This window comes from Lysobacter sp. Soil_C_59, from assembly GCF_057656415.1.
Window position 1 is genome coordinate 409,918 of sequence record NZ_JBDGKK010000003.1, and the last position, 23,842, is coordinate 433,759.

Genomic DNA, 23,842 nt, shown 5'->3' on the forward strand with positions numbered 1-23,842 from the left:
AGGTCACGCATGAAAGCCTACGACGTAAAGAAGGGTAACGTTGTCGAGTACAACAACGCCGTCTACCAGATCCGCGACATCGAGCGCAGCTCGCCGCAGGGCCGCGGCGGCAACGTCAAGTTCCGCTTCAGCATGTACAGCGTCCCGGGCGGCACCAAGCTCGACGTCAGCATGGGCGGCGACGATGAAGTGAAGGAAGTCGAGCTCAGCCGCCGCCAGGCGACGTTCTCGTACAAGGACGGCGAAGCGTTCGTGTTCCTCGACGACGAGGACTACACCCCGTACACGCTCGACGCCGATGTCGTCGGCGACCTCGCCGGCTACATCGTCGCCGACCTGAGCGGCTGCTACGTGCAGATCATCGACGACGCGCCGGTGGCGCTGCAGCTGCCGCAGAGCGTGGCGATCGAAGTGATCGAGACGCCGCCGGAACTCAAGGGCGGCACCGCGACCAAGCGTCCGAAGCCGGCCAAGCTGTCGACCGGCATCGAGATCATGGTTCCGGAATACATCGGCAACGGCGAGCGCGTGCTGGTCAATACCACCACGGGCGAGTTTGCCGGTCGCGCGGACTGACGTAGTCGCCGACAGCAACAGTTCCTGACCGCCCTTCACCGTCATCCCGGCGAACGCCGGGATCCATTTGCTCCTGCTCCTGCTGGCGCTCGATGCCTCGAGCAACAGCAAAAATGGATCCCGGCGTTCGCCGGGATGACGTGATGGTGCTGATGACGTGAGGGCCTGGATCCCGGCGTTCGCCGGGATGACGGTGACGGGAACGGTGACGGGAACGGTGACGTTGGTCAGGGCAGACGAACGCCACCTTCGGCCGCGTGCAGCGCACGCAACCGTTGTCCCAGCAGATCGCTATTGACGGCAATGCCATCCAGCAATGCCCGCTGCGACGGCGACATCAACTCGCGCGCGCCCTCTTCCACGTCCGCACGCAACTGCTTCAGCTGCCTGCGGCGCTGCCCGCTCTCGATTGCCAGCGTCGCACGTTCCTGCGCTTGCGGCAGGCCGTAACCAGTACCTTCCAGCAACTGCGCCGGCCGCCCCAGGTAGGCGCCTTCCTTCAGCAGCCGCTGCAGCACGGCGACCTCCGCCGGCTTCGCATTGCCCCCGAGGTACTTCCGCTTCAACGCCTCCTGCACCTGCAGGCGCTGGCGGCGCTGCGCTGCCTGTTCCAGCAGCAGCAATGCCGCGCCACTGCGAACATCGGTGCGTTCGATCCACGGCCGCCGCTGCGACGGATCGAGCGCCATCCAGTCCTCGACCTTTGACTGCGGCAGATCCAGCTGCCCCCGCGCCACCGCGTACAACTGCTGGAAATGCGGGCGCAGCGATTCGAAGTGGTAGCCCAGGCGCAGCGCTTCGGCCGGATCGTCGAACACCGTGGGGTCGGCGACGCCGGCCCGCTCCAGCCGGTGCAGCACTCCGGTCGGTGTGATGCTGTCGATGCCGGCCGACGCCAGCCGCGGTACGCCGTCGTGCAGCAACTTGAAGGTCTCCACCGCACAGTTGTTGCTGACGAAGTAATAGCGGCCGTCGTAGCTCCAGTGCAGTTGCGCGGCACGCTCCAGCAGCCCCGCGATCTCGTCGCGCTGAAGGCGCAGCGGCGTCGAGCGCAGGCCGCGCAGTTCGACCTTGGTGTATTCGTCGACCACCTGGGTCAGCGGCAGTACGAACAGTCGCGACGGATAACGTCCTGTCAGCCCGCGCCAGCTCGACAGCTGGACGTCGTCGACGAACGCACGGAACGACAGCACCAGGTGGTATTGCAGATCGAGGCGGCAGTCCGGCCCCGGCGCCCGCCCGGGCGCGCACACCACCAGGCGCAGCATGCTGTGGCCCCAACGGCTCATCACCTGGTCGTTGCTGTCGGCCAGCAGGTAGTCGACCTCATACACGCGACGCGGATCGAGCGCGGCCAGAGCTTCGTCGCCACCATCGCCCGCATCGACATAGACGAAGTCGGACGCGCACTGATCGGTATTACCCGTCGAACCCAACCGCTGCGCAAAGTAGCGATGCAGCGCCGGGCGCCGGCACGCATAGCCCGGATCGAGCAGGAAGTATTCGAGATTGACCGCGACAAACTCCGCTGGCGCTGTCAGCTCGTATGGGTCCGGGCTGCGATCGACGAAGCGGTTTTCGCGCCGGCCCGCGAGTTTCGTACCCAGCCTGGTCGCGCGGACCTGCCATCCGGCCAGGTCGAGCAGGCGCGGATCGCGCGACATCGGGTCGCCAGGCGCGACGCGGTCGTATATGTGCGCCAGCTCGTGCAGCAGCGTCGCTTCTGCCCGTTTCCAAGCGTCCGGATCGTCACCGTCGGCGATGGCCGGCAGCAGCGCACGGTCCAGAAGGATTTGATTGCGGCTGGCATGCCCGACTACGCCGGCGTCCAGCGCTTCGCTCCAGCGGACCTCGATCGGCCGATCCAGTGCGGCCTGCATCGTCGGCGGCAGTCGCGATTGCACCTGCGCCAGCAACTGCGCCGTGGCGGCGATCTCGCCCGGCCCCAGGCCGCTTTCGTCCGCCTGCAGTTGCAGTGCGGCCTGGGCCTGTCCAACCCACAGGGCCAGTACCAGCAAAGGCCAGGCCGCCAACCGGACCCGCCGGCCGCGGCCGCGGCCGGTGTTCACAGCGCCAGGATGGCCTTTGCCAGCTCGATGTCGCTGGCCTGGCGTGCCTGCGGCACGTTCTCGCGCAGGTGGCGCAGTGCGGCCTCGAGCTGGGCGCCACGGATCGCGCCGTCGCTGGCGACGAAGCTGGCGGCGTCATCGCGTGCGGCCAGCACCACCTTGTCGTTGCCCGACGAGGAGTCCGAACTGGCGCTGGAGGCGGAGCTGCCGCCCGCGGACGTGCCGGCGAAGCTGGAGGCAAGCGCGGCGGCGGGTACTGCGGCCAGGAACGCGATGGAGAGCAGGACGGCGGGGGATTTCATCGGGGCTCCGAAGGAAATGTGGGACCGGCAAAGATTACCGGGTGCCGCCGGGTTTGAAGCACGGCTGGCCCCGTCGCGATAACGGATATTCACGATCCGCCCACTGCTGTCACGGATCGAACAGCTTGCCCGGATTGAGCACGCCGTTGGGGTCCAGCACGCGGCGGATACCCCGCATCACCTCCACTTCGGCCTCGCTGCGCGTGCCCAGCAGGTAGGGCTTCTTGACCAGGCCGATGCCGTGCTCGGCGGAGATGCTGCCGCCGTGGCGCTCCAGCGCCTGCGCCAGCAGCTTGGTGACCTGTTCGCAATGGCCGACGAACTCAGCGTCGTCCATGCCGTCGGGCTTGAGCACGTTGATGTGCAGGTTGCCGTCGCCGATGTGGCCAAACCAGACCACGTCGAACTGCGGGTACTCGCGCCCGAGCAGGGCCTGGGTCTGGGCCAGGAACGCCGGCATCGCCGAGATGCGCACCGAGACGTCGTTCTTGTACGGGCGCCATCGCGCCAGGCTCTCCGTGATGCCTTCGCGCAGGCGCCACAGCTGTGCGGCCTGGGCATCGCTCTGGCTGATGACGCCGTCGCTGACCAGCCCCTGCTCCAGGCAATGCTCGAACGCGGCCATCGCCGCGGCCTCGAGCTGCTCGTCGCCAACCGCGAACTCGGTGACCACGTAGTACGGATGCACCTCGTCGAACGGCTTCTGCGCGCCTTGCGCCAGCACGTGGTGCAGCGCGCGGTCGGTGAAGAACTCGAATGCCTCCAGCGCCAGCCGCTCACGGAATGCCGCGAACACCTTCATCAGCATCTCGAACGACGGCAGCGCCAGCAGCATGACGTTGGTCGGCGGCGGCGGATCGGTCAGGCGCAGGGTCGCCTCGACGACGATGCCGAGCGTGCCCTCCGACCCGATCATCAACTGGCGCAGATCGTAGCCGCTGGAATTCTTGATCAGCCCGCGATTGAGCTCGAGCAGGTCGCCCTTGCCGGTCACCACTGCCAGGCCTGCGATCCACTCGCGCGTGTTGCCGTAACGGATCACGCGGATGCCGCCGGCATTGGTGGCGATGTTGCCGCCGATCGAACACGAACCGCGCGCACCGAAGTCCACAGGGTAGGCCAGGCCTTGTTCGCGGGCGGCGTTGTGCACCGCCTCCAGCGGAATGCCGGCCTGCACGGTCAGGGTGCGGTCGACCGCATTGAAGTCGAGCACGCGGTTCATCCGCTCCAGGCTCAGCACCAGCTCGCCGTTGGCCGCGACCGCGCCGCCAGAAAGCCCGGTGCGACCGCCCGACGGCACCACCGCAATGCCCTCTTCGTTGGCCCAGCGCAGGATCATCTGCACTTCCTCGACCGACGACGGCAATGCCACCGCCAGCGGCGCCGGCGTCCAGCGCCGGGTCCAGTCGCGGCCGTAGTGCTCCAGGTCGCCCGGGTCGGTGCTCAGGCGCAGGCCGGGGGCTCGGGCAGCAAGGCGCTTCAGCGGATCGGTCATGGAGAAGTCGGTCACAAAGGCGTCAGCCGGTAGCGTGCCAGCAGTGGCACCCCGGCGCCAGTGATGCAGCGCAGCAAACCGCTCGGATTTCTGACATATTCAAATCCCATCCCCACCACCCCGACACACCGTGAGCCTGCAGACCTCGTACCCGAAGTCCGACATCCGTGTGCTGCTGCTGGAAGGGGTCGCCCCGACCGCGGTGGAGAGTTTCCGCAACGCCGGGTACTCGCAGATCCAGACGTACGACAAATCACTGCCGCCGGAACTGCTGCGCCAGGAAATCGCCGCCGCGCACATCATCGGCATCCGCTCGCGCACGCACCTGGACGCCGAAGTGCTCTCGCACGCGCGCCGCCTGATCGCGATCGGCTGCTTCTGCATCGGCACCAACCAGGTCGATCTCGACAGCGCCGAACTGGCCGGAATCCCGGTCTTCAATGCGCCCTACTCCAACACGCGCAGCGTCGCCGAGCTGGTCGTGGCCGAGGCGATCATGCTGATGCGCGGCATCCCGCAGAAGAACGCGCAATGCCACCGCGGCGGCTGGTCCAAGTCGGCCGCCGGCAGCCACGAAGTGCGCGGCAAGACGGTGGGCATCGTCGGCTACGGCCACATCGGCACCCAGGTCGGCGTGATCGCCGAAGCGCTGGGCATGCAGGTGATCTTCCACGACATCGAAACCAAGCTGTCGCTGGGCAACGCCCGTGCCGCCGCCAGTCTCGACGACCTGCTGTCGCGCAGCGACATCGTCACCCTGCACGTGCCGGAGACGGCCGCGACGCAGGGCATGTTCGGCGCCGCGCAGGTGGCGCGGATGAAGCCGGGCGCGCACCTGATCAATGCCTCGCGCGGCACCGTGGTCGACATCGATGCACTCGCCGCGGGCCTCGCCTCGGGCCAGGTTGGCGGCGCCGCGGTCGACGTGTTCCCGGTCGAGCCGCAGGGCAATGCCGACGCGTTCGTCTCGCCGCTGGTCGGCCTCGACAACGTGATCCTGACCCCGCACATCGGCGGCAGCACGCTCGAAGCCCAGGACAACATCGGGCTGGAAGTGGCGGCCAAGCTGATCCGCTACAGCGACAACGGCTCGACCCTGTCGGCGGTCAATTTCCCGGAAGTGACCCTGCCCGAGCACACCGGCAGCCTGCGACTGCTGCACATCCACCGCAACGTGCCGGGCGTGCTGTCGCAGGTCAACGACGTGTTCTCGCGGCTGGGCGTCAACATCGACGGCCAGTTCCTGCGCACGCATCCCAAGGTCGGCTACGTGGTGATCGACGTCACCGCGACGCAGGCCCAGGCGGCACTGGTGCGCGACGAGCTGGCGCGCATTCCGGGAACGCTGCGGGTGCGCATCCTCTATTGAGGCCATCGAATTTGTAGGAGCCAGCTTGCTGGCGATCAGGCCTGGCAGGTGCTGCGACGCTTGATGGCGAGCAAGCTCGCTCCTACGACGGCATTGTCAGCGTTCGCGGTCGAGCCACTTTTGCGCCATGCGGCGCATCGACTCGTCGCTGCCCGGATCGGCGAGGATCTCGTCGATCGCGCGCCACGCCAGGTCATGCGACTCGTCGCTGACGACGTAGTCCTCGCTTCCGCGCGCATGCACGACGTAACGCACGTCGTAGTGCCAATGGCCGGGGACGTCACCGCGCTCCGGGATCCAGTGGCGGTCGAGATCGAACACCTCCGGCTCCACGTCCAGCCCGGTCAATCCCGACTCCTCCTCGGCCTCGCGCAGTGCAACGCGCGACAGGTCGCGGTCGCCATCGGCATGACCACCGAGCTGCAGCCAGCGCTCGAGCTTGCGGTGGTGCGTGAGCAGTACGCGCGTCGCGCTGCGGTCGACCAGCCACGACGAGGCCGTGAAGTGGCCGATCAGGTGGATGCGATCGAAGACCGTGTCCGCCGACTCCAGGAAGCGGCTGAAGTCGCCCGCGGCTTCGGCTTCCCGCGGCCAACGGCTGGCGTAATCGGCCAGTGCCGCACGCAGCGAATCGATTGAGCCGATGGTGGCGCTGGCCTGGTGATCGATGTTCAACGGTTTTGCCCTGGAAGAAGTCGCGTCACCATTTTAGGCCGGCAAACCGATTTTTCCGAGGGACACTGGACCGGCCCTGATGCGAGGACGCCCAGGGCATCGGCCCGATAGGCGCTATTCGACCAGGGCCTGCCCCGCGTTGGCATCCATGATCGAATCGATCGCGATCAGGTCTGGCATCTGCATGGCCGACCGGCCGCGTGTGAACAGCAGGAAGGTGAGGTAGGCGCCGCCAACGCCCAGCATCGCCGCCACATACAGCCAGCTCTTGACGAAGCTGCTGTCGCGGAAGATGGCGAGCTCAAAGGCAAGCCAGACCAGCGCCACGGCGAGCACCGGCAATTCCCACGCTCCCAGCGAGAAGCCCTGGGTGGGCGGCAGCTTCGAACGCCTGGTCGCGTATGCGACGACGCAAGCGGCATAGATGATCGCGGGAAGCAGCGTTGCCGCGGAGAACAAGGTGAAGAGCGCGTCGGTTTGCCGGGAAAAGGCCGCCAGGATCACCTGGCCGACGACGGCGACCAGAACGGTGGAGTTCAGCGGCGTACCGAGGGTGCCGTGGATGCGCTTGAAGAAGGACCCACCCGGGAACCTGCCATCGCGCGACATCGCCCAGACCAGGCGACTGCCGCTCAGCAGGATCACCAGGCCGCAGGAGTAAATCGATATGACCACCATCACAAGCAACGCTTTGCCGACAGCATTGCCAAGGTTGCGGGTGATCACATCGGCAATGGGCGTAGCCGACTGCGCTGCCGCTGTGGGGTCCTTCAGCAGTGCGGTGACCGCGATCAGGAACAGCAGGCCGATCAGGCCCAGGCTGACCACCGCCTGCCACATCGCCCGGGGCACCACCCTGGCCGGGTCGCGGGTTTCCTCAGCCAGGTTCGCGGCCGACTCGAAGCCGACAATGGTGAAGGCCCCCAGGAGCATTCCCATCATCCACGGTCCTACGGTTTGCAGATCACCCAGCGAGAAGTAGCCGTCGACGGGCAGTGATCCGGTGGATCGAAGCAGGGAGAAGTCCAGGGAGTCGGTGTAGAAGCCCACACCGAACAGCATGACGACCAGACCAATCATGCCCACGAGCTGGATCATGACGGCGATGGAGTTGAACCGCTGGGTGATCCTCGTGGACGTTGCAATCATCAGTGCCTGCATCGCGATGACGACACTCGTAATTGCCCAACAGTTCATCGGAGTGCCCTCGTACCCGACCAGAACCGGCAGGACAGCCGAGGCAATGGTGTAGTCGACGGCGCAAAGGACGACCACGAGGAAGGAGAAGCTGATCCATCCCATGGCCCAGCCAAACACTGGATTCACCAGGCGCGACATCCACTGATAGGCATATCCCGTGACCGGGATGCGCGCGGCAAGGCACCCCAGGATCAGGGCCACCATCAGTTGCCCGAACACCACCACCGGCCAGGTCCAGATTCCCATCGGACCCGATGTCTTCAGCATCGCCCCGTAGGCGGAGAAGATGCCGGTGGCGATGGAGACGAAACCGAAGGCAACGGCGAATGACTGGAACGGGGTGACGCTTCGTTGAAGAGACTTTGCATCTCCACCGACATCGTCAGCAGTCCGGTGCGGAACTGACTGGGACATGATCTACCTTCCTTGGCGATTGTTTGCGGACTGGCTTTCGCCGGGCACGAACTCGGCGGCTACTTCGCTCCAGAGGCTGACCCGCCGCCCGCGTTGCTCGAAGAACGCGATCTCGCGCTGGACGCCCGCGCTTTCCTTCCATCCCGACGCATCTGCGACGATCAGCTCGTCCATCGCCTCCATGAAGATCTCGTCGATCGGCCCCCAGAGCTGGCCAAGGGGACGGTTGTCGGTGTCATTCAACCATTGGTTGATCGGATGAGACATCGACACCTGGCTGAAGACCGCGTTGCCGCTACGGACGATGATCGCCGCGACCTCATTGGAAAAATCGAACCGGCTGCCAACGACCTGGCTGTCGGCGTGTCCGTAGGGACAGGCCAGGAAAATCCTGCGCATCTGCAATTCCTCAATGACTGGAGTGGAAAGAATCGGGGCTGCTCAGCCACCGGTGGGCTGCACGCGCCAGCCGCGTGCGCGACCTACGGCGTTGGCGAAGCGTTTGCGATCCTCCGCGCTGACCAGTCCATCGGGCTCGAATCGGCGCATCTCGCCGCGCATGGCGTCGACGTCCTGGCCGCACAATCCGGCCAACCCAAGCGCGCTGAGCTCGTACATCGCCGGGACCGTCACCGCTCGTCCGGCAGCCGACGCGAGGTACTGGGCGAAGTAAGTGCTCTGGGAGAGCCCACCGTCGATGGCGACGCTGTCGCCCAGTTCTACGACCTGGGTTGCTTCTTCTATCAGGCTGGCGGTCAGCATGGCGATGCCCTCCAGCACTGCCCTCACCATGTCCCTTCGATCCGTCGAGTGGCCCATTCCGATGAACAAGGGTGCAGCGTCGCGGTCCCAGTAGGGAGCTGCGAGACCGGACAGCGCGGGCACGAAGATGATCCCGCGACTGAGTGCCGACGGCCCCTCGAACGTATCCAGTTCCTCCAGCGCCGCGTACAGGCCAATGTGATGGGCCCACTCGAGTGCAGCGCCTGCATCGTAAACACCGCCTTCGACCGCGTAGGTGATCCTTTGCCCCTGACGGCGCCACGCAACCGTTGGCAGCAGGCTCCCGGCTTCAATGGGCTGCTCTCCACTGATGGCCAGCAGGAATGCCCCCGTTCCGAAGGTGATCTTGCAGTCGCCCTGCTTATGACACCTGTGGCCGAAGAGTGCAGCCTGTTGATCAACGATGGAGACCTTGACCGGAACGCCGGCGATCTCGCCAAAACCCGCATCGACATCGACGATCTCGGGGAGGCACTCGCGTGGCACGCCGTGCAACGAGCACATCTCGTCGCTCCATTGGCTGGTCTGCAGGTCCAGCAGACCCGTCCTGGACGCGGTGGCAACATCGGTGAGAAAGCGTCCGCACAAGCGATCGAGGAAGAATGCGTCGGTTGTACCCATCCGCAGCCGACCGTCGGCGTGGGCCTGCGCAACGGCCGGTATGTTCTTCAACAACCAAGCCAGCTTGCTCGCCGAGAAGTAGGCGTCCAAAGGAAGCCCCGTGACCTCCCTCGACCTGCGGTGATCGGGTTCGGGCAACGCGCCCAGCGCTTCGGCCGTGCGCGAGTCTTGCCAGACAATCACCGCAGACAGCGCGCGCCCTGTGTTTGCATCCCAGGCCAGGCAGCTTTCGCCCTGATTGGCGATGGCGATCGCATCGACCGGACCGGCCGCAGCGAGAACAGCCTGCACGTTCCCCAACAGCTCTTCGGGATCATGCTCGACCCACCCGGCATCGGGGTGATACCGGGCATGCCGGCGGCTTCCAGCCAAAGTCCAGGTGCCTGCGGAGTCCACGACCAGGCATCGTGTGGACGTCGTTCCCTGATCGATTGCAGCTACTTTCATCCTTCGCTCTCCGCAATACGGAATCTGATGCTCTTCGCGTTCAGTGCACTTGCAGGGATTGGCACCAGGATCCGGCGCTCAGGCAGCCAATGACCGGCCTGCTTCCATGCGGGAGCGCCGTCGATCTCGAGTACAAGCTCGCCTTGCACGCGTCGTTGAACACGCAGCTGGAATTCTTCGAACGCTGCCGGGGCCAAGGCGACGCCTGTGCGGATCGCCCCGGGCACGACGAGCTTCACCGGGGCCTCGAACTCCACAGTCACGCGCTCGCCCACTGCAGGTTCGACTTGCTGCAGATCATTCGACAACGCGCGCGCCACCGCCCGCCCCTCGCGGTAGGCCCATCCCCCGGTTTCGACACCGCGCAGGACGTTGCCGGCCGCAAAGTAGAGGGAGTTCTCCAGTCGTCCGAACTGATCTATGCAAGGACCACCGCTGCCGCGCTGCACGCCCAGAGGCGACTGCATGTGGAGCGAGGCTTCGGGCGTGAACTGACCGGTCAGCAGGACGCCGTCACACTCGATCTCGCGCGTTACCTCGCCCGTGGCGATCTTTACCGACGACACCCGCGGCGAGCCGATGATGTCGACAATCCGCGTGCCGGCATGGAACGGAATCCCCATCAATCGCGGAAACCAGGCCAACGGCGCTCGAACCAGCGCCTGCGCTTGCGGTTCGATCATCGCCACGGGCCTGGCTCCGTGGACAAGGCAGGTCAGAACCGCCGAGAGCGTTACAAGCTCCGAACCCACGACGAGCGGCCGTCGGAATGGCATGAGCCCATGAAAGGCGACGCAGGATTGGAGCATGCCGGTGGTGACGACTCCCAATGGACGATCGCCGCTGATCAGTCTCGCAGAGCGGGTCGTTTCCCTCGCTCCTGTGGTGGTCAACACCCGCTTCGCACGAAGTTGCTCGACGCCTTTGTCCGAGCTGACCAGCACGCGGGCGTCCTCACCCACTGTGACCACGCTGTGGCCCAGGCGAATGTCCACGCCGGCAGCCACCGCTTCCTGCGTGAGCCTGCGGCCGTAGGCGGAGCCGAAGTAGATGCGCTTGTACTCGACCATGCCAAAGGGCGAATGGCTGCAGTGCCGGGTTGCCCCACCCAGCTCCTGCTCGCGTTCCAGAAGAACGACCTTTCCCGCGCCAAGTCGCCGCAGCTCGACCGCCGCAGCCACACCCGACGGGCCGCCGCCAATGACGATGACGTCGATCTGTGCGCCGCTCATTCCCGCGTCACCGGGTCATTGGTCAGCGGCGCTGCGAGCTGCCCGCGGGTCATGGCTGCCAGTTCGGCGTTGCAGTAGAAGCCCTGGCATCGGCCCATGCCGGCGCGAGTGCGACGCCTGAGTCCACCGAAATCACCCGGTGGCACCTGCGTGCCGAACGCGGCCACGATCTCCCGGCGTGTCACCAGCTCACAGTGGCAGACGATGTCGCCGTGATCTGGCCGCTGCCAGTCCCGGTCCGCGCCGTCGGCCAGGTTGGGCATGGTCACGCTGGGAATGGCACCGGGCGCCTGCAGCGTCCTGCCGAATCCTTCGTACAGTTCCAGCGCATGACGAGCCAGTCCCAGCGCGGAACTCAGACCCGTGGAGCGGATGCCACCCAGGGTGATCGCGTGTTGCCCAGGCCGGCAGAAGATGCGGTAGGCCTTTTGCTCAGTGGCCGGTCGCAGACCTGCATAGACAGCAGTCACGGGCATGTCCGCCAACGCCGGGACGATCTGCGCGGCTCGCTTGAGAAGCGCTTGCAGGGTGTCGTGGTCGACCCGCGCCCGCGTACGATCCGCCTGCTCTTCAGCGGTGGGCCCGACCAGCACATTTCCAAACGCCGTCGGGCACACCACGATGCCTTTGCTGACCTGTGTCGGCACCGGAAGAACGATGCGGGGTACGTGGGCGCGGGCAGCCTTGTCGAGCACCACGAACTGGCCCTTGCGCGGGCGGATCTGGAACTCCGGCTCGAATCCGAGTCGGGCATCCACCACGTCGCCGTACAAGCCGGCAGCGTTGACGACCGCAGCGGCCCGTATCACGCCCTTGCTGGTGCGGAGCAGCCATTGGCAGCCGTCAAATGCACCCTGCACAAGCTCGGTGTCGCGCGTAAAGACGGTACCCAGAGCCGTGGCCTGGGTCAGGTAAGCAAGGGAAGGCGACCAGGGATCGATGACGTGCTCGTCCGGCACTTCCAGCGCTGCGACGAGACGGTCCGAAATGCCGGGCATTGCGCGCCGGACGTCCGCTGGTGTGACCATGCGGCAGTTCAGGACCGAGTTCGACCGGGCCTCTTCGGCGATCTGTCGCAGCGCCTGGTGCTCCAGCTCGTTCCACGCGCATACGAACGCGCCGGTCTCCACCAACGGCAGGTTCATCGACCGGTGGATCTCCAGGTACTCCTGACGACCGGCCTGGACCAGCTCGCGCTCCAGGCTGCCGATCGGCGCATCGAATCCGGTGTGCAGGATGGCGCTGTTTGCCTTGGAAGCGCCCGACAGGATGTCGGGCCCTTTCTCGATGAGGATGACCTTTGCACCGGCCAGTGCGAACCGCCTGGTCACGGCGCAACCGACAACACCCGCGCCAATGACGGCGATATCGAACAGGGCATCTGTTCGAGACGATAGTGCGTTGCTCGAAGGAGAGCGATCCAGCGCTTGCATGTTTGGACACCGATGGCCGGGGAGGACTCCGTTCGATGCAACAGGCTGGAACCTGTTGGCAACGCCGGCCTGCAACGCTGGAAGTCTGCTCTCGCTTGTATTTTCCTCGCCAGACGTCGTGTGTCCGAAGCTTCGTCAAAGGAACCCGGAGTTTCTTGCGAAGCTTGGCGCGGGCATGTCCCGATCTTGCTCGCAGAGGTTCATCCTCGTGTCGAACCTGCTCAATGACAGAAGCTGCATGCGCAAGGTGCGCCGCAAGCGCGGGTGATACATCGGCGCATCTGTTGACGTGCGGCTGCCAATCGCGCGCGCCTGCATTGATGCGACTGATCACTGCTGAAGGCGGCGGCTGATTTTCGGACGTTTCTGATGTACTCGCGTGATGCGTACAACCATTCTCCGGCGCTCGCCCCTACGCTGGAGATGCAATGGAAGGCACGCCGCCGTTTCACGAACGCCGTTTCGCAAGCAGCACCCGCTTCTCATGGATGCATCGACTCCCGCTGCTGGCACTCGCGACGATCATTGCCGGCAATGCCCATGCCGACAACAGTGGCCATGCCAACCACGAAGCTCGCTTCACCGGTCCACTGGTCAGCCCCGCTCCGCCACTGCCCAAAGGGTTGTTCAACGTCGAGCCCTACCTGATCCAGACCCACGTCGTCGGCCAATACGGTGCCGACGGCCACCGCCGTGACAGCGACGATGTCGCCGACGACTGGCGCTTGACGGTGCCGATGACGTACGGCGTGACCGATCGACTGACTCTCGGTGCCACCGTCAATGCCGTGTTTGCTCCCGACGACGACGCACAGCGGCACGTCACTGCCGGTGACACCACGCTGACGGCCTATTGGCTGGTCGCGATGGGCAAAGGCGAACACACCCCGAGCCTGACGCTGGCCGCCTTCCACAACCTCACCACCGGCCAGCACGACCGCCTCGAGCAGCGCCGTCTCGCCAATGCCACCGGCAGCGGCGCCGAGTCGACCACCCTGGCGCTGATCGCGCAGTCGTACTTCCTGCCCGGACGCAACCTGCGTGGCCGCGCCGGACTCTCCTGGCGGCTGCCGGGCGCGCAAGCCGGCATCCACGGCCAGAGCGATTACGGCACCACGGCCGGATTCCAGGGACACGCCGAGCTTGGCAGCGCCGCGCAGGCCAACATTGGCCTGGAATACAGCATCAACCGCACCTGGGTCCTGGCATCGGACATCGTCTATGAACAGGAAAGCAGCACCCATCTGCGAGGCCAGCAACAAACCGCCAAGGGCGCGATCGCGGTCACCCGGGATTCGCCTTCCTCATGGCGCATGTCGCTGGCGCCGGCAGTCGAGTATCACTGGACCGACAATACCGGCATGATCCTGGGTGCCTTCGTTTCCGTCGACGGCCGCAACAGTGCCGCAGTGGTGTCGCCGCAAGTGGCGGTCAACGTGGCGTTCTGAGCTGGTACCACGTCGTCCCGCCCCCGACCGCAGCAGCGGGCATGGGCGGGTCGGCGCTATGGACGTAGGCCTCCGGGGCGTGAGGTTTTCACGCTTGCCGCTTCTTTCCCACGTGGGTTAAGGTGGCCCGCCCCCCACGGCCCATACGTTTCACCCGCCGCCTGAATGGGTGGCAGATCACATTTCAGGGGAATCAGATGTTCAAAAACCTCTTCATCACCAAGCCGGTGGAGCCCGCCGGGCACGTCGATGCCGGTGAGCCCGTCGAAGGCAGCCTGGAAGGCGAGGCGGTCCTCAAGCGATCGTTGACCGCCACCCAACTGGTGATGCTGGGTATCGGCGCAGTCATCGGCGCCGGCATCTTCGTATTGTCCGGCCACGCCGCCGCCGAGCATGCCGGCCCGGCCATCGTCCTGAGCTTCATCATCGCCGGCTTCGCCTGCGCCCTCGCCGGCCTGTGCTACGCCGAGTTCGCCGCGATGATGCCGGTTTCGGGCAGCGCCTACTCCTACTCCTACGCCACGCTGGGCGAGTTCGTCGCCTGGTTCATCGGCTGGAACCTGGTCCTCGAGTACATGTTCGCCGCGTCGACCGTCGCGGTCGGCTGGTCGGGCTACCTCAACAGCTTCCTCGAATACTTCGGCATGGCCTTGCCGGCATCGCTGGCAGCGGCGCCGCTGAACGTGGTCGACGGCAGCCTCGTGTACACCGGTGGTCTGATCAACTTGCCTGCGGTGTTCATCGTCGCTGCGCTCAGCGGCCTGTGCTACGTCGGCATCACCCAGTCGGCGATGGTCAACTCGGTGATCGTGGCCATCAAGGTTGTCGTCATCGTGATGTTCGTGGCCTTCGCGGCCAGCTACATCAACCCGGACAACTGGGTGCCGTTCATTCCGGAGAACGAAGGTCCGGGCAAGTACGGTATGTCGGGCGTCATCCGCGGTGCGGCCGTGGTGTTCTTCGCCTACATCGGCTTCGATGCGGTCTCGACCGCGGCCGGTGAAGCCAAGAACCCGCAGCGCGACATGCCTATCGGCATCCTCGGCTCGCTGGTCATCTGCACCATCATCTACATCATCGTCGCCCTGGTGCTGACCGGCCTGCTGCCGTACCACCTGCTGAGCACGCCCAAGCCGGTCGCGACCGCGCTGGAAGCGTACCCGGCACTGGGCTGGCTGAAGATGATCGTCGAGATCGGCGCCATCGCCGGCCTGAGCTCGGTGATCCTGGTGATGCTGATGGGCCAGCCGCGCATCTTCTACTCGATGGCGAAGGACGGCCTGATGCCGCCGATCTTTGCCAAGGTGCACCCGAAGTTCCAGACGCCGTACATGGGCACGATCATCGTTGGCGTGTTCGCCTGCCTGCTGGCCGGCTTCCTGCCGATCGGCCTGCTCGGCGAGCTGGTCTCGATGGGCACCCTGCTCGCCTTCGCCACCGTCTCCATCGGCGTGCTGGTGCTGCGCAAGAGCCGTCCGAACCTGCCGCGTCCGTTCCGCGTGCCGGCTGCAGCGATCATCTGCCCGCTCGGCGCGGCCGCCTGCCTTTACCTGTTCTGGCAGCCGTTCTCCGAGCATTGGCACCTGATGACCGGCTGGACCGCGATCGGCATGGCGATCTACTTCTTCTACGGTTATCGCAACAGCAAGGTACGCAAGGCTCAGCGCTGATCGCTGATCCACTCAAGGCCGGCGGAGACCCCGTCGGCCTTGTTCATTGAGGTTTCGCACTCTTTTCAATTCCGGCCTATTGCCGGTTCGGGAATCGCCTGATGTTCGGACAACTCTGGGCCACCAAACACCCCCACGCCAGCCATGCCGACGCGCAAGGCCTGGAACTGCATCGCACGCTCGGCCCGTGGGGCCTGACGGCCCTGGGCATCGGCGCGGTCATCGGTGGCGGCATCTTCGTCATCACCGGCCAGGCCGCGGCGGACCACGCCGGCCCGGCCATCATGCTGTCGTTCGTGCTGGCGGCGATCTGCTGCACGTTCTGCGCACTGGCCTACGCCGAGTTCGCGGCGATGGTGCCGGTCTCCGGCAGCGCCTACACCTACACCTACGCGACGCTGGGCGAACTGGCGGCGTGGTTCATCGGCTGGATGCTGGTGCTTGAATACGGTGTGTCGGCCTCGGCGGTGGCGGTCAGCTGGACCGGCTACTTCCTCAGCCTGCTCGACCACTTCGGCATCCATCTGCCACACGCGCTCGTGAGTGCGCCGCTGGACGCGCAGCTCAAGCCGACCGGCGCCATCGCCAACCTGCCCGCGGCCGGCATCGTGCTGCTGCTGACGTGGCTGTGCTACGTCGGCATCCGCAAGTCGTCGGCGATGAACATGGCGATGGTGGTGCTCAAGACCGGCCTGATCCTGCTGGTGATCTTCGCCGGCTGGAAGTACATCGATCCGGCCAACTGGCACCCGTTCATTCCCGCCAACGAAGGCCCGGGCAAGTACGGCTTCGAGGGCGTGCTGCGCGGTGCGGCGCTGGTGTTCTTCGCCTACATCGGCTTCGAGGCGGTGTCGGTGGCGGCACAGGAATCGCACAAGCCGCAGCGCGACCTGCCGATCGGCATGTTGCTGTCGCTCGCGATCTGCACGGTGCTCTACATCGCCATGGCCGCGGTCATGACCGGCCTGGTGCCGTTCGCACAGCTTGGCACCGATGAGCCGGTGGTCACGGCAGTTGCGGCACATCCGGAACTGGGCTGGCTGCGCGTGGTGGTCGAGATCGGCGCCCTGATCGGCCTGTCGTCGGTGGTGCTGGTGATGATCATCGGTCAGCCGCGCATCTTCATGATCATGGCGCGCGACGGCCTGCTGCCACCGCTGTTCACCAAGATCCATCCCGAGTACCGCACGCCGCACATCAATACGGTGATCACGGGCATCGGCATCGCGATCCTGGCGGCGCTGTTCCCGCTCGACGTGCTCGGCGAGCTGACCTCGATGGGCACGCTGATCGCGTTCGCCGCGGTCTGCGGCGGCGTGCTGATCCTGCGCCGCACCCAGCCGGACCTGCCGCGTCCGTTCCGCATTCCGTTCGCGTGGGTGGTCTGCCTGGCCGGTATTTTCAGCTGCCTGGCTTTGCTGTCGACGATGACCGCGCACAACTGGATGTTGATGACGATCTGGACCGCCGTCGGGTTCCTGATCTACTTCATGTACGGTTACAGGCACAGCAGGCTGAAGAAGGGCTGATGTGCAAAAGGGCGCCGATTGGCGCCCTTTTTTGTTTGTGCGCGCGGCATGACGGGCTACAGCGCGTCGATATCGCCCAGTGCGCGGATCAACCTGCGTGCGCGCTTGTCCGGCTTGCTCTCTGGCGCGCGGTAGCCGTTGCGCTCGGCGATGCGCTGGGCGCGAAGCTGCTCGCGCGCGAGCCGTGAGGCTTCGGACTCTGCGTAGAGATTCTGTGCGGCGCTGGCGGGGCCGCGTGTGTCGCTGAGCGCGATCACGGCGATCTCGAAGATTTCCTCACCGCGTGCCACGCGCAACGCGTCGCCCACGCGCACCACCCTGGAAGCCTTCGCCCGCTGGCCGCCGACATCGACCTTGCCGGTCTCCACCGCCTGTTTGGCCAGGCTGCGGGTCTTGTAGAAACGCGCGGCCCACAGCCACACGTCCAGTCGCACTGCCTGCATCGAATCGGGTTGTTGTGTCACCGCATCTTCCAACGTGGCTGGCCACTGCACCGGCCTGTAGCAATTATCACCGAATCGCCCCTGAAACGCGCCTGTACGAAGGCATACAGCCACGTCGCGCCGCGGGTGCTACCTTGCCGCCCTTCCCTTCGCCGGTGCCGCGATGCCGCCCAGACAGCACAACCTCACCGAGGGCCCGATCGGTCGCAACCTGCTGGCATTCTCGCTGCCGATCCTCGCCGGCAACGTCGCGCAGTCCCTCAATGGGTCGGTGAACGCGGTCTGGGTCGGGCGCTTCCTCGGCGAGGAAGCGCTGACTGCCACGGCCAACGCCAACAACATCATGTTCTTCCTGCTCGGGTCGGTGTTCGGCTTCGGCATGGCGGCGACCATCCTGATCGCACAGGCGATCGGATCGCGCGACATCACCCAGGCGCGGCGCGTGATGGGCACCAGCGCGACGTTCTTCGTCGGCCTGTCGATCGTGATCGCGGCACTGGGCTGGTGGCTGTCGCGGTACCTGCTGGCGGCGATGGGCACGCCGGCGGCCTCGCTGCAGCTTGCCGAGGATTACCTGCAGGTGATCTTCCTGGCGATGCCGATCCTGTACACGTTCGCCTTCATCACCGCGGCACTGCGCGGTGCCGGCGATTCACGCACGCCATTCCGCTTCCTGCTGGTGTCGGTGCTGCTCGACATCGCCTTCAACCCGCTGCTGATCTTCGGCCTGGGCCCATTCCCGAAGCTCGGCATTGCCGGCTCGGCATGGTCGACCCTGCTGGCGCAGGCGCTGACCCTGACCGCGTTGCTGGTGTACCTGCGCCACAAGCGCCATCCGCTATGGCTCGGTCGGCGCGACGCCCACATGTTCCGGATCGACCTGACGATCCTGCGCGCGCTCGTGGTCAAGGGCGTGCCGATGGGCCTGCAGATGGTGCTGATCTCGCTGGCGATGATCGCAATGATGTCCATGGTCAACCGCCACGGCACCGACACCACGGCCGCCTACGGCGCCGCACTGCAACTGTGGACCTACGTGCAGATGCCAGCGATGGCGATTGGCGCGGCCTGTTCGTCGATGGCCGCGCAGAACGTCGGTGCGAACCGCTGGGACCGTGTGTCAGCCACCGCCAAGGCCGGCGTGCTGTTCAATTTCCTGCTGACCGGCGCGATCATCATTCCGCTGATCGTGTTCGACCGCTGGACGCTGGCGCTGTTCCTGCCCGAAGGCAGCAGCGCGCTCGAGGTCGCTCGTCATCTCAACCACATTTCGGTGTGGTCGTTCCTGTTCTTCGGCGTGACCTTCGTGGTATCGGGCGTGGTGCGCTCGACCGGTGCGGTGATACCGCCGCTGCTGATCCTGGCGCTGGCGCTGTGGGGCATCCGCGTACCCTTCGCCAACCTGCTGCAACCCACGTTTGGCCCGGATGCAATCTGGTGGAGCTTTCCGGTCAGCGCACTGTGCTCGATGCTGTTGGCACTGTCGTATTACCGCTGGGGCAACTGGCGCAAGGCGCGGATGCTGCCGCTGGATCCGCATGAGGTCGCGGTGCCGGCCGAAGTGCCGGCCACGCCGCCGTCGCCGGTGGCGGACCCGAGCGCGGAAACAGACGAGGATGTTGCCGCCGGCCTGGCCTTGTCGACAGCCGACAGTGCCGGCACCGGCACCAAGCCATAGCGTTGCTAGACCACGACGCCGACTTCGGCCAGTCGCTGCCGGAGTCGCTGCAGATGGCTGCCCGGCCAATACACCTGGTGGCAATGCGCGCACTGGCTCATTGAGTCGTGCCGGCAACCCATCCGCGCGTGCAGGCGCTCGGCGGCGTCGCCATCGAGCAACTCCACCGGTCCGTTGCAGCGCGCGCAGCGCGTGAATGGCGCGATGCGCGCGTCGAGCTGGAAGCGATCGCAGACCTCGCGCAGTTGCCGGCGCGGATCGGTCGCATGCAGGAAGGCACCATGCGTCAGCGCCGAACGCTTGAGCAGGCCCTTGTCGCGACTGAGCAGCGTGCGTCGCTGTGCGCGCGAGATCGCCAGCAGCTCATCGTCGTCGTAGTCGTTGCGGTAAAGCGTGTCGAAGCCAAGCAGTCGCAGGTAGGCGGCCAGGCGCCCCAGGTGCACGTCGAGTACGAAGCGCGGCTCGCGCAGGGGTTTCGGGCGCAGCCTGCAGGCATCGCCGAGCTCGAAGCGTTCGAACATCGGATACACCGACACGCGTTCGCCACCGTACAGACGGTGGGCGAAGCCTACCGGCGCGCCATCGACCAGGATCAGGTCGACCTCGGTGTGCGGCACGCCGAGTGATTCGATGCGGTCCTTGACCGTCGGCGTGCCGTCGAAGGCATGCACGAAGCTGCGCTTCCTGCGCTCGGGCGCAAGGAAGTCGCAGAGCTCCTCGTAGAAGCGGAATTCGCAATGGCGAAGCAGGCTCGCCAAGGTGTCCTCCCATGGGAACGAACGGTCGCGATTGCGAGCGTACGCCGATGCGGGGACGCAAATGCAAACGGCCGCCCTGGGGCGGCCGTTTGCAGTTCGCAGCAGGCTGGAGGCCTGCGCGGGATTTACCCGTACCTGATTACTCGGACTTCGAGTAAGCCGCGAGATCTTCCTTGATGCGCGCCTTCTTGCCCTTCAGGCCACGCAGGTAGTACAGCTTGCCGGCGCGGACCTTGCCGCGGCGCTTCACGTCGACCGAAGCGATCGTGGCGCTGTGGGTCTGGAAGACGCGCTCGACGCCGAAGCCGTGCGAGATCTTGCGGACGGTGAAGGACGAGTTCAGGCCGGCGTTCTTGATCGCGATGACCACGCCTTCGTAGGCCTGGACGCGCTCACGCGTGCCTTCCTTGACGTTGACGTTGACGACGACGGTGTCGCCCTGGCTGAAGTCGGGCAGCTGACGCTTGATCTGCTCGGCTTCGAAATTCTGGAGAAGCGTGTGGATCGACGGATTGTTCATGGCTTTGGCCTGTTTGATTCGTTATAGCGCGAGTGCACGTGGACCCGCGTCTGGCAGGGCGGAACTAAGGGGTGACGCTAATGGAAGCCGCGAATTATAACGGCTTTTTTCCTTGTGTGGCTAGGACTTGGCGTCCAGCCCGGCCTTGTAGGCCGCCAGCAGCTTGCGGTCGGCCTTGGACAGGCTGGCCTCGTCCAGCAGGTCCGGACGCCGCTCCCAGGTCCGCCCCAGCGCCTGCATCCGTCGCCAGGCGGCGATGTGGGCGTGGTTGCCCGACAGCAGCACCTCCGGGACCGATCCCAGCTCGTGCTCGATCGGCCGGCTGTAGTGCGGGCAGTCCAGCAGCCCGTCCTCGAAGCTGTCCTGGACGGCCGACTCGGCATCGCCCAGCACGCCCTCGCGCAGCCTGGCCACCGCATCGACGACCACCGCCGCGGCCAGCTCGCCGCCGGACAGGACGTAGTCGCCGATCGAAATCTCTTCGTCGACCTCGGCCTGGATCAGGCGCTCGTCGATGCCCTCGTAACGCCCGCACAGCAGGATCAGCCGTTCACGGCTGGCCAGCTCGCGGACCTTGGCCTGGGTCAGGGGCACGCCCTGGGGGCTCAGGTAGACGACCTTGGCCGGGGCCGGATCGGCCGCGCGCGCGGCCTGAAGGCTCGCCCGCAACGGGTCGATCAGCATGACCATGCCGGGGCCGCCGCCGCAGGGACGGTCGTCGACCCGGCGGTAGTTGCCTTCGGCGTAGTCGCGCGGATTCCAGCCGTGGAGCGACAGCAGGCCGCGCTCGCCCGCACGCCCGACCACGCCAAACGCGGCGCACTGGGCGACGAACTCGGGGAACAGGCTGATGACGTCGATGCGCACGAACTAGAACTCGGGATCCCAGTCGACGGTGACCACGTTGTTGGCGAAATCCACCGACGTGACGTACTGCGGGACCACGAATGGAATCATCCGCTCGCGCTCGTCGTCGCGCGCGACCAGGACATCGTTGGCGCCGGTGGCGAAGATGTGCGAGACCACGCCGAGCGACACGCCGTCGACAGTGACCACGCGCAGGCCTTCCAGGTCGACCCAGTAATACTCGCCCTCGCTCGGTGGCGGCAGCGCCGAACGCGGAACATAGATCTCGGTGCCGCGCATCGCCTCGATGGCGTCGCGGTCGGTGACGTCGGGGAAATTGGCAACGGTGTACTTGCCTTGTTGCTTCCCGCGCACGCCACGCAGCTCGCGCTCGTTGCCCTGCGGGTCGCGCAGGATCCACGGCTGGTAGCTGAAAATCGCGGCGCGCGGCTCGGTCCAGGACTCGAGCTTTGCTTCGCCACGAATGCCAAAGGCGCCGGACACCCTGCCTAGCAGGATGCGGCGCCCTGGGCGCTCCTCGGAGGAGCCAGTCATGCAGTTGCGCTAAGCAGCGGCCGCGCGGTCAGGCGCGGCCGGCGGATCAGGCTGCGGTCGCGGCCTTCGCCGCTTCCTTGTACAGCACGGCGACCTTGTCGGTCAGCTGCGCGCCATTGCCAACCCAGTGAGCGATGCGCTCGACGTTGAGTTCGACGCGCTTCTCGGCGCCCTGGGCGACCGGGTTGTAGAAGCCGACGCGCTCGATGTTGCGGCCGTCACGGGCGTTGCGGCTATCGGTGACGATGACGTGGTAGAACGGACGCTTCTTGGCGCCGCCGCGTGCGAGACGAATCTTGACCATGGTTCGGTAGTTCCTGTGTTGCCCAGTCGCCGGAATGGCGAGGTAAGCGAAAAAGTATAAGCCATTGATCCGGGTCAGGAAAGCCCCCCGGACTTACGTGAACGGCCTACCTGAACGGCATGCCGCCGCGGGCGCCCATCATGCCCTTCATGCCCCGCATCAGGCCCTTCATGCCGCCGCCGGACAGCTTGCTCATCATCTTTTCCATCTGCTGATACTGCTTCATCAGCTTGTTGACGTCGGCCGGGGTCAGGCCGGCACCCTTGGCGATGCGGGCGCGACGCGAGCCGTTCAGCAACGCCGGGTTGCGGCGCTCCTTCCTGGTCATCGAATTGATGATGGCCACCATCCGCGGCACTTCCTTGCCGGTGACCTGGCTCTTCACCGAGTCCGGGATCTGGCCCATGCCCGGCAGCTTGTCCATGAGGCCGTGGATGCCGCCCATGTTCTGCATCTGCTCGAGCTGGTCCTTCATGTCGTTGAGGTCGAACTTCTTGCCCTTGGCGACCTTCTCGGCGAGCTTCTGCGCCTTGTCCTTGTCGACCTGCTGCTCGACCTGCTCGACCAGCGACAGCACGTCGCCCATGTCGAGGATGCGGCTGGCGATGCGGTCCGGGTGGAACACGTCGAGGCCGTCGGGCTTCTCGCCGGTGCCGATGAACTTGATCGGGCGCTGGGTGATGTAGCGCACCGACAGCGCGGCGCCGCCACGGGCGTCACCGTCGGTCTTGGTCAGCACCACGCCGGTCAGCGGCAGGGCTTCACCGAAATGCTTGGCGGTGACCGCGGCGTCCTGGCCAGTCATCGAGTCGACCACGAACAGCGTTTCCACCGGCTTGACCGCGGCGTGCAGCGCCTTGATCTCGGCCATCATCGCTTCGTCGATGCTGGTGCGGCCGGCGGTGTCGACCAGCAGCACGTCGACGTAGGACTTGCGTGCATCGTCGATGGCGGCGCGAACAATCGCCTCGGGTTTCTGATCGGCGCTGGACGGGAAGAACAGCACGTCGACCTGCTGTGCCAGCGTCTTGAGCTGCTCGATCGCGGCCGGACGGTAGACGTCGGCCGACACCACCATCACCTTCTTCTTGCGCTTTTCCTTCAGGTGCTTGGCGAGCTTGGCCACCGTGGTGGTCTTGCCCGCGCCCTGCAGGCCGGCCATCAGGATCACGGCCGGCGCCGGCACGTTGAGGTTGAGGTCGGACGCGGCCGAGCCCATCACCGCCGACATTTCGTCGCGGACGATCTTGATCAGCGCCTGGCCCGGGGTCAGCGACTTGAGCACTTCCTGGCCGACCGCGCGCACCTTGATGCGCTCGATCAGGGCCTGCACGACCGGCAGGGCCACGTCGGCCTCGAGCAGGGCGATGCGGACTTCGCGCAGCGACTCGCGGATGTTCTCCTCGGTCAGCCGGCCACGGCCGCGAAGGCGCTCGATGGTGCCGGAGAGACGTTGGGTCAGGGATTCGAACATG

At 65.8% G+C, this 23,842-nt stretch carries 22 protein-coding genes; 6 read left to right on the forward strand and 16 right to left on the reverse strand.

Annotation, left to right across the window (positions count from 1 at the left end; genetic code table 11):
- Positions 1 to 9 precede the first annotated feature (9 nt).
- Positions 10 to 576 carry an elongation factor P-like protein YeiP gene (gene yeiP, locus AC3A3Q_RS08625; protein WP_487585853.1) on the forward strand — a complete coding sequence of 189 codons (567 nt, stop codon included), beginning with the start codon at positions 10 to 12 and terminating at the stop codon, positions 574 to 576.
- A 227-nt stretch (positions 577 to 803) separates the two neighbouring features.
- Here yeiP and AC3A3Q_RS08630 read toward each other — a convergent pair whose 3' ends face one another.
- The 3 genes from AC3A3Q_RS08630 to AC3A3Q_RS08640 form a co-directional block, all read right to left on the reverse strand.
- Complete coding sequence (locus AC3A3Q_RS08630; RefSeq protein WP_487585854.1) at positions 804 to 2,645, reverse strand: DUF7844 domain-containing protein; 1,842 nt, start codon at positions 2,643 to 2,645, stop codon at positions 804 to 806.
- A complete protein-coding gene (locus AC3A3Q_RS08635) occupies positions 2,642 to 2,947 on the reverse strand; it encodes a DUF2388 domain-containing protein (protein WP_487585855.1) in 306 nt (101 codons plus the stop codon). The genes AC3A3Q_RS08630 and AC3A3Q_RS08635 overlap by 4 nt, the downstream gene beginning before the upstream one ends.
- A 109-nt stretch (positions 2,948 to 3,056) precedes the next feature.
- On the reverse strand, positions 3,057 to 4,442 hold the full coding sequence (locus AC3A3Q_RS08640) for an FAD-binding oxidoreductase (RefSeq protein WP_487585856.1): 1,386 nt from the start codon (positions 4,440 to 4,442) through the stop codon (positions 3,057 to 3,059).
- A 130-nt stretch (positions 4,443 to 4,572) separates the two neighbouring features.
- Between AC3A3Q_RS08640 and serA the strand changes: the two genes are divergently transcribed.
- A complete protein-coding gene (serA, locus tag AC3A3Q_RS08645; RefSeq protein WP_487585857.1) occupies positions 4,573 to 5,811 on the forward strand; it encodes a phosphoglycerate dehydrogenase in 1,239 nt (412 codons plus the stop codon).
- A gap of 96 nt (positions 5,812 to 5,907) precedes the next feature.
- Here serA and AC3A3Q_RS08650 read toward each other — a convergent pair whose 3' ends face one another.
- From AC3A3Q_RS08650 to AC3A3Q_RS08675, 6 genes are all read right to left on the reverse strand, one after another.
- A complete protein-coding gene (locus AC3A3Q_RS08650; protein WP_487585858.1) occupies positions 5,908 to 6,486 on the reverse strand; it encodes an NUDIX hydrolase in 579 nt (192 codons plus the stop codon).
- A 114-nt stretch (positions 6,487 to 6,600) separates the two neighbouring features.
- A complete protein-coding gene (locus tag AC3A3Q_RS08655; RefSeq protein WP_487585859.1) occupies positions 6,601 to 8,100 on the reverse strand; it encodes an amino acid permease in 1,500 nt (499 codons plus the stop codon).
- A 3-nt stretch (positions 8,101 to 8,103) separates the two neighbouring features.
- Entirely contained in the window at positions 8,104 to 8,499 is a 396-nt protein-coding gene (locus AC3A3Q_RS08660; protein ID WP_487585860.1) for a DUF1937 family protein, read from the reverse strand.
- A gap of 42 nt (positions 8,500 to 8,541) precedes the next feature.
- Complete coding sequence (locus AC3A3Q_RS08665) at positions 8,542 to 9,951, reverse strand: FGGY family carbohydrate kinase (protein WP_487585861.1); 1,410 nt, start codon at positions 9,949 to 9,951, stop codon at positions 8,542 to 8,544.
- A complete protein-coding gene (locus tag AC3A3Q_RS08670) occupies positions 9,948 to 11,183 on the reverse strand; it encodes an NAD(P)/FAD-dependent oxidoreductase (protein ID WP_487585862.1) in 1,236 nt (411 codons plus the stop codon). The genes AC3A3Q_RS08665 and AC3A3Q_RS08670 overlap by 4 nt, the downstream gene beginning before the upstream one ends.
- On the reverse strand, positions 11,180 to 12,616 hold the full coding sequence (locus AC3A3Q_RS08675; protein WP_487585863.1) for an NAD(P)/FAD-dependent oxidoreductase: 1,437 nt from the start codon (positions 12,614 to 12,616) through the stop codon (positions 11,180 to 11,182). The genes AC3A3Q_RS08670 and AC3A3Q_RS08675 overlap by 4 nt, the downstream gene beginning before the upstream one ends.
- A 488-nt stretch (positions 12,617 to 13,104) precedes the next feature.
- Between AC3A3Q_RS08675 and AC3A3Q_RS08680 the strand changes: the two genes are divergently transcribed.
- From AC3A3Q_RS08680 to AC3A3Q_RS08690, 3 genes are all read left to right on the forward strand, one after another.
- The gene (locus AC3A3Q_RS08680; protein ID WP_487585864.1) at positions 13,105 to 14,064 is read left to right on the forward strand and encodes a hypothetical protein; all 960 of its coding nucleotides are present in this window, start codon (positions 13,105 to 13,107) and stop codon (positions 14,062 to 14,064) included.
- Between the two features lie 197 nt (positions 14,065 to 14,261).
- On the forward strand, positions 14,262 to 15,734 hold the full coding sequence (locus tag AC3A3Q_RS08685) for an amino acid permease (RefSeq protein ID WP_487585865.1): 1,473 nt from the start codon (positions 14,262 to 14,264) through the stop codon (positions 15,732 to 15,734).
- 101 nt (positions 15,735 to 15,835) lie between these two features.
- Positions 15,836 to 17,263 carry an amino acid permease gene (locus tag AC3A3Q_RS08690; protein ID WP_487585866.1) on the forward strand — a complete coding sequence of 476 codons (1,428 nt, stop codon included), beginning with the start codon at positions 15,836 to 15,838 and terminating at the stop codon, positions 17,261 to 17,263.
- A gap of 56 nt (positions 17,264 to 17,319) precedes the next feature.
- On the opposite strand, the gene AC3A3Q_RS08695 is transcribed toward AC3A3Q_RS08690, so the two are convergent.
- Entirely contained in the window at positions 17,320 to 17,706 is a 387-nt protein-coding gene (locus AC3A3Q_RS08695; RefSeq protein ID WP_487585977.1) for an RNA-binding S4 domain-containing protein, read from the reverse strand.
- A 163-nt stretch (positions 17,707 to 17,869) separates the two neighbouring features.
- Between AC3A3Q_RS08695 and AC3A3Q_RS08700 the strand changes: the two genes are divergently transcribed.
- Entirely contained in the window at positions 17,870 to 19,384 is a 1,515-nt protein-coding gene (locus tag AC3A3Q_RS08700) for an MATE family efflux transporter (RefSeq protein ID WP_487585867.1), read from the forward strand.
- Positions 19,385 to 19,389: 5 nt separating this feature from the next.
- Here AC3A3Q_RS08700 and AC3A3Q_RS08705 read toward each other — a convergent pair whose 3' ends face one another.
- The 6 genes from AC3A3Q_RS08705 to ffh all read right to left on the reverse strand — a co-directional run bounded on the left by AC3A3Q_RS08705 (position 19,390) and on the right by ffh (position 23,841).
- Positions 19,390 to 20,142 (reverse strand): Mut7-C RNAse domain-containing protein, encoded by a 753-nt coding sequence (locus AC3A3Q_RS08705; RefSeq protein ID WP_487585868.1) that lies wholly within the window; start codon positions 20,140 to 20,142, stop codon positions 19,390 to 19,392.
- A gap of 139 nt (positions 20,143 to 20,281) precedes the next feature.
- On the reverse strand, positions 20,282 to 20,662 hold the full coding sequence (gene rplS / locus AC3A3Q_RS08710) for a 50S ribosomal protein L19 (RefSeq protein WP_487585869.1): 381 nt from the start codon (positions 20,660 to 20,662) through the stop codon (positions 20,282 to 20,284).
- A gap of 120 nt (positions 20,663 to 20,782) precedes the next feature.
- Positions 20,783 to 21,529 (reverse strand): tRNA (guanosine(37)-N1)-methyltransferase TrmD, encoded by a 747-nt coding sequence (gene trmD, locus AC3A3Q_RS08715; protein ID WP_487585870.1) that lies wholly within the window; start codon positions 21,527 to 21,529, stop codon positions 20,783 to 20,785.
- Between the two features lie 3 nt (positions 21,530 to 21,532).
- Positions 21,533 to 22,063 carry a ribosome maturation factor RimM gene (gene rimM / locus AC3A3Q_RS08720; RefSeq protein WP_487585871.1) on the reverse strand — a complete coding sequence of 177 codons (531 nt, stop codon included), beginning with the start codon at positions 22,061 to 22,063 and terminating at the stop codon, positions 21,533 to 21,535.
- 46 nt (positions 22,064 to 22,109) lie between these two features.
- Positions 22,110 to 22,367, reverse strand: a complete 258-nt coding sequence (rpsP, locus tag AC3A3Q_RS08725) for a 30S ribosomal protein S16 (protein ID WP_158731452.1) — start codon at positions 22,365 to 22,367, stop codon at positions 22,110 to 22,112.
- 106 nt (positions 22,368 to 22,473) lie between these two features.
- A complete protein-coding gene (ffh, locus tag AC3A3Q_RS08730; protein ID WP_487585872.1) occupies positions 22,474 to 23,841 on the reverse strand; it encodes a signal recognition particle protein in 1,368 nt (455 codons plus the stop codon).
- Between the last annotated feature and the right edge of the window lies 1 nt (position 23,842).